Here is a 12,056-nt window from a genome sequence, read left to right on the forward strand (position 1 = left end):
GGCGTTCCCCCTCAGAGCATGATCGGTGTGAAGCGGTTTTCCGACAAGATCATGCTCAAACTCAATGACTTCCCGGCAGCGTGCCCATCATCTTGCACAGCACCATCAGCATCACCTCGTCGGCGCCGCCGCCGATCGAGGTCAGGCGGCTGTCGCGATAGGCACGGCTGACCGGCGTTTCGTTGGTAAAGCCCATTCCGCCCCAATATTGCAAGCAGGCATCAGTGATGCTCGCGGCTGAGCCGGCCGGCTTTCAGCTTGGCCATGGTCGCAAGCCGCGTCACATCTTCGCCGGCGACCAGCTGCTCGGCGGCGCGATAGATCAGCGCGCGCAGCAGCTCGACCTCAGTCTGCATCTCCGCAAGCTTGAAATGGACGACCTGATTATCGAGGATCGACTTCCCGAAGGCCTTGCGATTGCGCGTGTACCCGATGGTCTGATCGATAATGTATTCGTGCGCCTTCAAACAGGCCGCCGCGCCCCACAGCCGCTCCTCCTGGAACTGGATCATCTGGTAGGTAAAACCCTTGCCCTCCTCACCGATCCGGTTGCGCTTGGGCACGCGGACATTGTCGAAAAAGATCTGCGCGGTGTCCGACGAGCGCATTCCCATCTTGTCGAGCTTGCGGGCAACCGTGACGCCCTTGCTCTTCATGGGAACGCAGATCAGCGACTTGTTGCGGTGAACGGGGCCATCGCCGGTGTTGGCGAGCAGGCAGATCCAGTCCGCCTGGGTGCCGTTGGTGATCCACATCTTGCCGCCATCGATGACGTAGTCGTCGCCATCGGAGCGCGCATTGGTCTTGATTGAAGCGACGTCGGAGCCCGCGCCGGGCTCGGAGACGCCGATGCAGGCGACGTAATCGCCTGATATCGATGGGCTGAGGAATTCGCGCCGCACCTCGTCCGAGCCGAACCGCGCCAGCGCCGGCGTTGCCATGTCGGTCTGCACCCCGATCGCCATCGGCACGCCGCCGCAGGTGATTGCGCCAAGCTCCTCCGCCATCATCACTGCATAGGAATAGTCGAGGCCCGAGCCGCCGAACTCGACCGGCTTGTTCAGCCCGAGGAAGCCGAGGCTGCCCATCTTCTTGAACAGCTCATGCGCCGGGAAGATGTCGGCCTTCTCCCATTCATCGACATGAGGATTGATCTCGTGCGCGATAAATTTTTGCAAGGAGCGGCGAATGTCGTCGTGGTCGGCGGTGAATAGCATTTTTTCCCTTTTGTCATTCCGGGGCGCGCATAGCGCGAACCCGGAATCCAGAGATGAGTCCTATAATATCCAGATTCCGGGTTCGACGCTTCGCCTCGCCCCGGAATGACGGTGAGTTCACAACCCCATCTGCCGCGACGCCAGATCCTTCATGATCTCCTCGGTGCCGCCGCCGATGGCGTTGACCTTGACCTCGCGGTAAATCCGCTCGGCCTTGATGCCGCGCATGAAGCCAGCGCCGCCGAAGATCTGCACGGCTTCCGAGGCGCAGAACGCCATGGTCTGGGTCGCCTGGTTCTTCATCATGCAGATCTCGGCGACCGGGCTCTCGCCCTGCTCCAGCCGCCAGGCCAGCATCTCCAGCATCGCCTGGCTTGCCGCAACCTTCTGTGCCATGTCGACGATCTTGTGGCGGATGACCTGGTGCTGGGCGAGCGGCTTGCCGAAGGTCTTGCGCTCCTTGGCGTAGGCGATCGCCTCGTCGAGACAGACGCGGGCGAAGGCGGTGCAACTCGCCGCCATGCCCATCCGCTCGCTGTTGAAGTTTTGCATGATGATCTTGAAGCCCTGGCCCTCCTCGCCGATCAGGTTCTCGGCCGGCACCCGGCACGCGTCGAAATGCAGCGTAGCGGTGTCGGAGGCCCACCAGCCCATCTTCTTCAGCTTGGTGCGCGACAGGCCGGGCGTATCGCCCTCGACCAGGAGCAGGCTGACGCCGCCCGCGCCCTCGCCGCCGGTGCGCACCGCAACGGTCAGATAGTCGGCGCGTACGCCTGACGTGATGAAAGTCTTCTCGCCGCTCACGACGTAGTGATCCCCGTCGCGCCGCGCCCGGGTGCGGAGGTTCGCGACATCAGACAGCCGCCGCCCGGCTCGGTGATCGCGAGCGCGGAGATCTTCTCGCCGGCCAGCACCTGCGGCAGCACCCTCGCCTTCACCTCGGGCCGCGCGGCCCGCGCGATCGGCGGCGCGCCGATGGTGTGGCTCATCAGGCTGGCGCTGACGCCGCCGGCCCCGGCGCGCGCCAATTCCTGGCTCGCGACGATCTTCATGAACTGGTCGGCGGCGATCCCGCCATATTCCTCGGGGAAACCGAGCCCAAGAAGGCCGATCTCGGCCGCCTTGCGATAGAGCGTACGGGGGAATTCGCCGGCCTCGTCCCATTCATGGGCGAACGGGGCGACCTCCTTCTCGACGAAGCGGCGCATGACCTCGCGGAAGGCGTCGTGCTCGGCGGTATAGAACGGACTCTTCATCACAACTCTCGCCCTGCTGGCGGATTCGGCTCATTCACCATGGCCGGAACATTTGCCGTTCACTTGCGCAGAGTGGCTGACCGGAGGAACCGCTCCACCGCACCCATGGCCTAGCAACTCAACGCAAGACGATTTTCACCCCTCGCAGGCCAACTCCGGATCAAAAAAGACTGCTGCACAGACTCCGGCTGGCCCCAGGCCATGCCGGGCATGGTGCACGGAACCAGCGACGCGAGGCGGCACAGGACGCCCAGGGAGGGATTTTTGGCCGTTCGTTATTACGACTGGATCGCCCACCATGGCCGCCGGACGCCAAACAAGGTTGCGGTGATCGACCTCGCCAGCGAGCGCCGCTTCACCTATTCGCAGCTCGATGGCCGCGTCTCGCGCCTCGCTTCGTTCTTCCGTGACACGTTGAAGGTCTCGCGCGGCGATCGCGTCGCCGTGCTGGCAATGAACACGACCGATACGCTCGAGGTGCAGTTCGCCTGCGGCCGGCTCGGTGCCATCTTCGTGCCGCTCAACACCCGCCTCACCGTTCCCGAACTCCAGTTCATCACCGGTGACTGTGCGCCGAAGGTGATGATCCACGACACCGATCTGGCCGAAACCGCGCTCGCCGTCGCCAAGCTTTGCGGCGTCGCGACCAGCCTGCTGCTCGGCCCCGGCGGCGCCTACGAGGCCGGCATCGCCGCCGCAAAGCCGCTCGACCGCGCCGAGGAGGTCACGCTCGATGACGTCTCGACCATCATGTACACGTCGGGCACCACGGGGCATCCGAAAGGCGCGACTATCACCCATGGCATGACCTTCTGGAATTGCGTCAATCTCGGCGGCCCCGCCTGCATCGGGCCGTCTTCGGTGTTGCTCACCGTGCTGCCGCTGTTCCACACCGGTGGTCTCAATTGCTACACGAATCCGGTGCTGCATGCCGGCGGCACCGTGATGATCATGCGCGCCTTCGATCCCGGCACGGCGCTCGGCCTGATCGATGATCCCGCGCAGGGCATCAACGTGTTCTTCGGCGTGCCCGCGATCTACCAGTTCATGGCGCAGCATCCGGCCTTCGCAACGACCGACCTGTCCCGGCTGATCGTCGGCGGTGTCGGCGGCGCGCCGATGCCGGTGCCGCTCTTGAAAGTGTGGGAGGCGCGCGGCGTCGCGCTCCAGCAGGGCTACGGCATGACCGAGACCTCGCCGGCCGTGTTGGTGCTCGATCGCGAGGATGCGGCGCGCAAGGCGGGCTCCGCCGGCAAGCCCGTGCTGCACACTGAGGTGCGCATCGTGCGGCCCGACGGCAGCGATGCAGATGTCGGCGAGCTCGGTGAGCTCTGGGTGAAAGGCCCCAACATCACGCCCGGCTATTGGAACAGGCCGGAGGCCAACAAGACCTCCTTCACCGACGGCTGGCTGCACACGGGCGACGCAACACGCGTCGACGACGAAGGCTTCTACTACATCGTCGACCGTTGGAAGGACATGTACATCTCCGGCGGCGAGAACGTCTATCCGGCCGAGGTCGAGAACGTCCTGCATCAGCTTTCCGCGATCGCCGAAGCCGCGGTGATCGGCATTCCCGATGCGCAATGGGGCGAGGTGGGCCTTGCCATCATCGCGGTCAAACCGGGCCAGCGGCTGAGCGAAGCCGAGGTCTTCGCGCATTGCGCGGCGAACCTCGCGCGCTTCAAATGCCCGCGCCAGGTCCGCTTCGTCGATGCACTGCCGCGCAACGCCACCGGCAAGATCCACAAGCCGACCTTGCGCAAGGAATTCTCGGTGGCCTCCGAAGTCGACAAGAAAGCCGCCAATGCCTGACCGAAGCGCCCCTCGCGGGCGCTTTTATGTTTTGAAAGTGCCTGCTCCACCCCAAGAGACGTCGAAGGAATTTCCATGAAGAACAAGAAACTCTCCCTGCTCGCCGCGGCAACGGCCCTGACATTGCTCTCGGCTCACGGCGCTTACGCGCAGAAGAAATACGACACCGGCGTCACCGACACCGAGATCAAGATCGGCAATGTCGAGGCCTATTCCGGTCCCGCCTCCGCTTACGGCATCATCGGCAAGACCGAGGAAGCCTATTTCAAGATGGTCAACGACCAGGGCGGTATCAACGGCCGCAAGATCAACTGGATCTCCTATGACGACGGCTATTCGCCGCCGAAGACGGTGGAGCAGATCCGCAAGCTGATCGAGAGCGACGAGGTGTTTCTCGTGTTCAACGCGCTGGGCACGCCGACCCAGACCGCCGTGCAGAAATATCACAACGCCAAGAAAGTGCCACAGCTGTTCCTTGCCACCGGCGCCAGCAAGTGGAACGACCCGAAGAACTTTCCATGGACCATGGGCTTCCAGCCCAGCTACCGGGTCGAGGCCCAGATCTTCGCAAAATACATTCTGAAGGAGAAGCCGGACGCGAAAGTCGCGATCTTCTATGCCAATGACGATTTCGGCAAAGACTACCTCGCCGGCATCAAGGACATTTTCGGCGACAAGGCGTCGAAGCTGATCGTGGCCGAAGAGAGCTACGAGACCTCGGAACCGTCGATCGACGCCCACATCGTCAAGCTCAAGGGCACCGGCGCCGATGTCTTCGTCAACATCGCGACCCCGAAATTCGCGGCTCAAGCCATCAAGAAGATCGCGGAGCTGGAGTGGAAGCCGATGCACCTGATGACCGACGTCTCGGTCTCGATCGGCGCGGTGATGAAGCCGGCAGGCCTCGATGCCTCCGAAGGCGTGCTGTCGGCCGGCTATCTGAAGGATGCGTCGGATCCGCAATGGAAGGACGACGAGGGCATGAAGAGGTTCATGAGCTTCATCGACAAGTACATGCCGGGCGCCAACATCTCGGACGCCAATCTGGTCTACGCTTACGCTGCGGCCCAGACCATGGTGCAGGTGCTGAAGCAGTCGGGCGACAATCTGACCCGCGAGAACGTGATGAAGCAGGCCGCAAGCCTGAAGGACTTCGTGCCCGACACGCTGATCCCCGGCATCAAGATCAACACGTCCTCCACGGACTTCGCGCCGATCGAGCAGCTCAAGATGTGGCGGTTCAAGAAGGGCCAATGGGAGCTGTTCGGCGACATCATCAGCGCCGAAACGGGCGGCTAAAGCATGATCCGGAAAAGTGCGAAGCGCTTTTCCAGAAAGATCATGCGTGAACAACAACCTGAAGCGCGATGACTATTCTCCAAATCTCACCGCGCTTTAACCTCTCATCACGGCGGCGGATGCGCAGCCGGTGCCGGACCTATTTCTTGCCAATCATACCGACAGAAACACTGCGAACGGCTCTTCCACCGCGCGCCGCAGATGCTTTCGGTACAATGCATGGTTGCCATCGTCGGGACCGACCCGTCCCAGGGACGGCTTCGGGACGTTCCGGAGCGGCACGTAGGCGATCGGGGCCGCGACCGGCGTGAGCTGCGAGCCGGGGCCGGCGCGGAGCGTCGAGATGATGCCGTACATCTCGCCATTCACCGTCGGCCGCGACACCGTGATCACCCGGTGCTGACCGTGCTTGATGATGACGAGATAGATGAAGCCGGACTGATGCGGCACCGCGACCTCGCCGGTATGCTCATAGGCGGCATCGGTCCGCTCACCCTCGCGAAAAACCAAGGAGGAGATCTTCGGCTCCCAGACGATCTCGGTGCGATAGGCAAAGATCGCGTTCTGGTCGCCGAACGACGGCCGCAGCGTGATGTAGACGTCCTCGAGCCAGGTCACCGCGCGATGCGCATAGGAGCCGAGGCTGTCGGGCGCGACATCGTTTGCGGCCGCGGGCGCCACCACGACGGCATTTTTGCGCAGGGAGACGCCCAGGGCCTGCTCCAGCCGCACGGTCGTCGCCAGCGTAAACGGCCGGCGACCGCCGAGCACCTTCTCCAGGGTCGACAGGCTGAGCTTGGCCTGCTCGGCCAGCGCCTGGCGGGAGATCCGGCGTCTCGCCAGCTCCTCGCGAATGGTCTCTGCGATCTCGCGGCTCTGCTCGTCCGAAAGCTGCCTGTCGTTGAGTTTGTCCTGCGTCTGCATCGTGGCCCTGCTCCAGGAGACCTATTCTAGCAGGGCGGACAAACCAGCACAAAACCGCACATGGCGACCCCGGCGGCGGCCGGGCCGGGCCGGCCGCGGCGGAACATTGCCGATCATTCTGCTCGCGACATCAGCGCCTCCGGCAGATGCTTTGGGCCAGCGAACATGCTTCGGGAGCAGGCCAAATGGACACCTACGACACCGCCGACAGCGACGATCACCCCATGCTCGGCCGGTTGATCAAGCTCGGATTGTTTCTCCTCGTGCAGGGCATCGCGGTGATGCTGGTGGCCTTCGTGGCCCTGCTGGTGAGCTTTGAGCCCGGATGGTCGGCGACGACGCAGCAGGCCAGCTTGCTCCAACCTGGCGCCAAATCTGGCACGCTCCTGCTGAAGGAGGATGGCGCCTATAGCGAAGCGATCCGCCTCGGCACCGATGTCGACATCACGGTATCAGGTCCGACGCTGCGCGCCCGCATCACCCAAATCTTCCGCAACCCGACGAAGGATTGGGTGGAGGCGACCTATGTCTATCCGCTCGCGACCGGCGGCGCCGTCGATACGCTGAAGATGGCGGTCGGCGACCGCGTCATCGTCGGCGACATCAAGGAACGGCAGCAAGCTCGCATCATCTACGAGCAGGCGCGCCGCGCCGGCCAGAAGGCTGCGTTGACCGAGCTGGAGCGGCCGAACATCTTCACCAACTCGGTCGCCAATATCGGTCCCGGCGAAACCGTGCTGGTGCAGATCGAATATCAGGAGCCGGTGCACCAATCCGGCAACGAATATTCGTTGCGCGTGCCGCTGGTGGTCGCGCCGCGCTACAATCCGGCGCCGATCGTGCAGAGCGTCGACTTCCGACAGGACGGCTCGGGCTGGGGCGCGACCAGCTCGGATCCGGTGCCGGACCGCGAGCACATTTCCCCGCCCGTGCTGAATCCTGCGAACAATGCGCCGGTCAATCCGACCAGCATCACGGTGCGCCTGAAGGCCGGCTTCGCGCTCGGCGAGGTCAAAAGCCACCACCACCACGTCAAGGTCGAGGGCCCGGATACCAAGACGCGTGTCGTCACGCTCGCTGATGGTGCTGTGCCTGCCGACCGCGATTTCGAGCTGACCTGGAAGCCGGCCGCGGAGAAGGCACCCTCGGTTGGCCTGTTCCGTGAACGTGTCGGCGACGCCGACTATTTGCTCGCCTTCGTCACCCCGCCCAGCGCCGAGCAGGCAATGCAGAAACCACTGCCGCGCGAGGTCGTGTTCGTGATCGACAATTCCGGCTCGATGGGCGGCACCTCCATCGTTCAAGCCAAGGCGAGCCTGCTCTACGCGCTCGGCCGCCTCCAGCCCAATGACCGCTTCAACGTGATCCGCTTCGACGACACCATGGACGTGCTGTTCTCAACCTCTGTGCCGGCCGATCCCGCGCATCTCGGCGAAGCACTCGCCTTCGTGAATGGATTGCAGGCGCGCGGCGGCACCGAGATGGTGCCGGCCATGCGCGCCGCGCTGGCCGACAAGCTCGGCGACACCAACATGGTCCGCCAGGTCGTGTTCCTGACCGACGGCGCGATCGGCAACGAGCAGCAATTGTTCGAAACCATCGCGGCGATGCGCGGCCGCTCGCGCGTGTTCATGGTCGGCATCGGGTCCGCGCCCAACACCTATTTGATGACGCGCGCCGCCGAGCTCGGCCGTGGCGCCTTTACCCATATCGGCTCGGTGGAGCAGGTCGAGGAGCGCATGCGCGGCCTGTTCGCCAAGCTGGAGAATCCGGCCGTGACCGGCCTCAGCGCAAAATTCTCCGACGCCAAGGCCGATGTGACGCCGGCGATCATTCCCGACGTCTATCGCGACGAGCCGCTGGTGCTGGCGGCAAGACTCGACAAGCTCGCGGGCTCGCTCGAGATCAAGGGCCGTGTCGGCGACCGGCCGTGGTCGGTGACGCTGCCGCTGCAAAACGCCGCCGAAGGCAAGGGCCTGTCGAAGGTCTGGGCGAGGCGCAAGATCGGCGATGCCGAAGTCGCACGCACCCTGCGCGAGATGACGCCCGAAGACTCCGACAAGGCGATCCTCGCGCTGGCGCTCGAGCACCAGATCGTCACGCGCCTGACCAGCCTCGTTGCCGTCGACAAGACGCCGAGCCGTCCCGAAGGCGAGCCGCTCAAGCTGAGCGAGCTGCCGATCAACCTGCCGGCCGGCTGGGATTTCGAGAAGATCTTCGGCGAGCGTCCGCATCTGACGCCGACGCAGCTGCGCGAGCGCCACGCAGATGCGCGCAACCAGCCTTCGGCAAGGCGGCCGACCCCCGCCGCGCCCGATGCGATCCGCCTGCCCAAGACTGCAACCTCGGCCGAGCTGAAGATAATCGCAGGCTTCATCCTGATCATGCTCGCCCTGATCCTGTTCGTGTTCAACCGGCGTCGGCCCTTGCTCACCGACGCTGTTTGAGAGAGGAGCCCCCCGACCTCCTCTGTTAGCGCGCGCGGTCGCCCGTCCCGTAACCAACGGCCGCGCGCGCCTTTTTCTGACGAGCATGAAAACAATGCCCCGCCTCATCTCTCCTGTGGTCTTGGCGCTAATCGGCCTCATCCTGTTCGGCGACGGCGCCTACATCCACGCCAAGGCATGGCTCGCGCAGGTGCTGCTGGAGCGGGCGTTCGAACGAAGCATTGCGGCGGGCCAGGCGGTGAAGCCCTGGTCGTGGGCCGACACCTGGCCGGTCGCGCGGATCGAGGTCAAACGGATCGGCGCCAGCGCCATCGTGTTGGAAGGCGCGAGCGGACAGGCTCTCGCTTTCGGACCCGGCCATATCCAGCACACGGCTGACGCGGGCGAGCGCGGGATTGCGGTCTATGCCGCGCATCGCGACACGCATTTTCGCTTCCTGCGCAATGTTGCGATGGATGACATCATCGATGTCAGGCGCAGCGACGGCCAACATTTTCGCTATCGCGCAGATTCCTCGGCCGTGGTCCGTTTCGATGAATCGGGTATCGACGCGACGGCACAAGGATTCGAGCTCATTCTCGCAACCTGCTGGCCTCTCGACGCAGTCACCTCCGGACCCGAGCGTTACATCCTGCATGCAACATTGATTGGAGCCGACAGATAGATCGCCCACCGGGCTGGCGACACGCACTGATACGAACTTCATTCCACCACACGGCATGAAACCCACATGGTTGCCACTGCGAAGGACTGGCCGTAGAACAGAGTGATGCGCCACCAAATAAGAACAACAGGTGAGGTCACGCCATGGAAGCCCATGTGTCTGCTGCGTCCGCATCCCGCCCATGGTCTCCGCCACCCGATGCAAGCGATGTCGTCAAAGGCATCCACGCCATGCTGCACCCGCACAACATCGTGCTGGTGGGCGCCACCGACAAGCCGGGCAATTACGCCGAACGCATCTGGAACAATCTGGTCAAATACGGCTTCGAGGGCGGGCTCTATCCGGTCAATGCCAAGCGCGAGACCATCTGGGGCGTGCCCTGCTACAAGGACTTTGCGAGCCTCCCGGAAAAGCCCGACCACGTGCTCGTGCTGGTGCCGGCGCGCTTTGCCGTGCAGGTGATCCGCGATGCGGCTGCGGCTGGCGCGCGCTCGGCCACCATCGTCACCTCGGGATTCAGCGAATTGCAGGATGCGGAGAGCCAGAAGCTCGCTTCTGAACTGCAGGCGGCCGTGCGCGAGACCGGCCTGGCGGTCACAGGCCCGAACTGCCTTGGTAATCTGAGCGCCGGCGAAAAGCTGTTCACCAATATCGACGACCGCATCGTCACCATGGAACAGGGCGCGGTGGCGATCGCCGGACAGTCCGGGGCGATCGTCATGGCGATCCGGCAGGCGCTGGAAGATCGCGGCGTCGGTGTCGGCTACATGGTGACGACAGGCAACGAGACCGGGCTCGAGACGCCGGATCTGATGCGCTATTTCGCCGAGGATCCGAGCATCAGGGTGATCGTCGTCTACCTCGAAGGCGTGCGCAACACCAAGGCGTTTCGCGATGCCTGCAAGGCGGCGCGTGCCGCCAGCAAGCCGGTGATCGCGCTCAAGCTCGGTTCGTCAGAGGGCGGCCGCGCCGCGGCGATGGCGCATACCGGCGCGCTTGCCGGCTCGATCGAGACCTTCGATGCCATTGCGACGCGCGAAGGCGTGATCCGGGTTGGCGGGCTCGACGAGCTGATCGAGACCACCGAATGCTTCGTCCACTCAGTCGTGCCCAAGGGCGACCGGCTCGCTGCGGTCACGCTATCCGGCGGCAAGCGCGGCATGCTGATCGACGCCTTCTATGCCGAGGGCCTGAACTTTGCTCCGCTCAGTCCACATGTCAGTGCGGAGCTGGCAAGAATGCTCGGGCCGGGATCGATCGTCGGCAACCCGCTCGACGCCGGCTTTGCCGCGGTGGTCGATCCCTCCGTCTACATGAAGTCGATCAAGCTGATGATCGATGATCCCGATATCGACATCGTCATCATCGATGCCGAGCTGCCCAAGGCGCCACACGAGCAGCGCGAGCGCAATTTGCGCATCGTCAACGAGATGGCGAGCCGGGCTTCGAAGCCCGTAATCTACATCAGCGCGATGTCGATCGGCTTCACCGAGTTCACCAAGGGCTTGAGCAAATCGCTGCCGCATCTCGCGGTGATGCAGGGCATGGACCGCGCGGTGACCGCGATCAAGTCGTTGCTCGCTTATTCGAAGCTGCGCAAGGAGGTGCCCGACATCGTCTCCAGCTCCAAGCCTGCCGCACGCGCGATGCTGGAGAAGGCGTTGAAAGCGACGAACGGCGCCGCACTCGACGAGGTCGCCTCGAAGAAGCTGCTGAAGGCCTATGGCATCCCGATCTCCAAGGAAGCCATCGCGCAGACCGCGGCGGAGGCTGCGAAGATCGCGAAGCAAATCGGTTTTCCGGTCGTGGCGAAGGTCGTCAGCGCCGAGATCCTGCACAAATCCGACATCGGCGGCGTGGTGTTGAACCTCAACAGTGCAGCCGAGGTCAAGAAGGCTTTCGCCGACATTACTGCGCGGGTGGCGAAGCTGAAGGGCAAGCCGAAGCTCGACGGCATTTTGATCGCGCAGCAGGTTAAGGCAGACCTGGAGCTCGTGGTCGGCGCCTCGCTCGATGCCGAGATGGGACCTGTGGTGCTGTTCGGCACGGGCGGCATCGACATCGAGCTGATGAAGGACGTCGCGCTTGCCGGCGCGCCGCTGGACGAGGCCGAGGCGCGGCTGCTGATCGGCCGCACCAAGGCCGGCATCAAGATGCGCGGCTATCGCGGCAGGCCGGCCCTGCAGGAGGCTTCCGCGGTGAAGGCGCTGGTCGGACTGTCCAACCTGATCACGGATGCCGGCGACCGGATCGCCTCGATCGACATCAATCCGTTCCTGATCAATGCGAAGACGGGCGTGGCGGTAGATGCCCTGATTGTGCTGAACAATGCCGTGGCGAAACGCGCGGCCGGACACTGATGCCATTGGGCGGATTAGTCGTTAACCCGTCCCGCGTATCATTGCGGCCTTCTTCCAACCTCCTCGTTTTGGCC

General features: G+C 63.9%; 6 protein-coding genes and 2 pseudogenes. 5 read left to right on the top strand and 3 right to left on the bottom strand.

The features are described from left to right. Positions 1-61 precede the first annotated feature (61 nt). A pseudogene (locus tag AC5V87_RS38450) lies at positions 62-1,217 on the bottom strand (acyl-CoA dehydrogenase family protein). A 117-nt stretch (positions 1,218-1,334) separates the two neighbouring features. After that, positions 1,335-2,473: pseudogene (locus tag AC5V87_RS38455) on the bottom strand (acyl-CoA dehydrogenase family protein). Positions 2,474-2,737: 264 nt separating this feature from the next. Between AC5V87_RS38455 and AC5V87_RS38460 the strand changes: the two are divergent. Both AC5V87_RS38460 and AC5V87_RS38465 read left to right on the top strand, forming a co-directional pair. Continuing rightward, complete coding sequence (locus AC5V87_RS38460) at positions 2,738-4,288, top strand: acyl-CoA synthetase (protein WP_495369567.1); 1,551 nt, start codon at positions 2,738-2,740, stop codon at positions 4,286-4,288. Positions 4,289-4,363: 75 nt separating this feature from the next. Continuing rightward, positions 4,364-5,587 (top strand): ABC transporter substrate-binding protein, encoded by a 1,224-nt coding sequence (locus AC5V87_RS38465; protein WP_495369568.1) that lies wholly within the window; start codon positions 4,364-4,366, stop codon positions 5,585-5,587. Between the two features lie 153 nt (positions 5,588-5,740). Here AC5V87_RS38465 and AC5V87_RS38470 read toward each other — a convergent pair whose 3' ends face one another. Continuing rightward, the gene (locus AC5V87_RS38470; protein ID WP_495369569.1) at positions 5,741-6,511 is read right to left on the bottom strand and encodes a helix-turn-helix transcriptional regulator; all 771 of its coding nucleotides are present in this window, start codon (positions 6,509-6,511) and stop codon (positions 5,741-5,743) included. A gap of 185 nt (positions 6,512-6,696) precedes the next feature. Here AC5V87_RS38470 and AC5V87_RS38475 point away from each other — a divergent pair, with 185 nt between their 5' ends. The 3 genes from AC5V87_RS38475 (at position 6,697) to AC5V87_RS38485 (ending at position 11,982) form a co-directional block, all read left to right on the top strand. Further along, positions 6,697-8,958: a marine proteobacterial sortase target protein gene (locus AC5V87_RS38475; RefSeq protein WP_495369570.1), complete on the top strand. Its 2,262-nt coding sequence runs from the start codon at positions 6,697-6,699 to the stop codon at positions 8,956-8,958. Between the two features lie 94 nt (positions 8,959-9,052). Further along, entirely contained in the window at positions 9,053-9,622 is a 570-nt protein-coding gene (locus tag AC5V87_RS38480; RefSeq protein ID WP_495369571.1) for a class GN sortase, read from the top strand. Positions 9,623-9,765: 143 nt separating this feature from the next. Then, the gene (locus AC5V87_RS38485; protein ID WP_495369572.1) at positions 9,766-11,982 is read left to right on the top strand and encodes an acetate--CoA ligase family protein; all 2,217 of its coding nucleotides are present in this window, start codon (positions 9,766-9,768) and stop codon (positions 11,980-11,982) included. The last annotated feature ends 74 nt before the right edge of the window (positions 11,983-12,056 follow it).

It is taken from the genome of Bradyrhizobium sp. SOJA106 (genome assembly GCF_059448745.1).

Bases quoted from the DNA above. Each gene is read 5' to 3' on its own strand.
- AC5V87_RS38485 (WP_495369572.1), top strand. From the start codon at position 9,766: ATGGAAGCCCATGTGTCTGCTGCGTCCGCATCCCGCCCATGGTCTCCG.
- AC5V87_RS38475 (WP_495369570.1), top strand. From the start codon at position 6,697: ATGGACACCTACGACACCGCCGACAGCGACGATCACCCCATGCTCGGC.
- AC5V87_RS38470 (WP_495369569.1), bottom strand. From the start codon at position 6,511: ATGCAGACGCAGGACAAACTCAACGACAGGCAGCTTTCGGACGAGCAG.
- AC5V87_RS38480 (WP_495369571.1), top strand. From the start codon at position 9,053: ATGCCCCGCCTCATCTCTCCTGTGGTCTTGGCGCTAATCGGCCTCATC.
- AC5V87_RS38465 (WP_495369568.1), top strand. From the start codon at position 4,364: ATGAAGAACAAGAAACTCTCCCTGCTCGCCGCGGCAACGGCCCTGACA.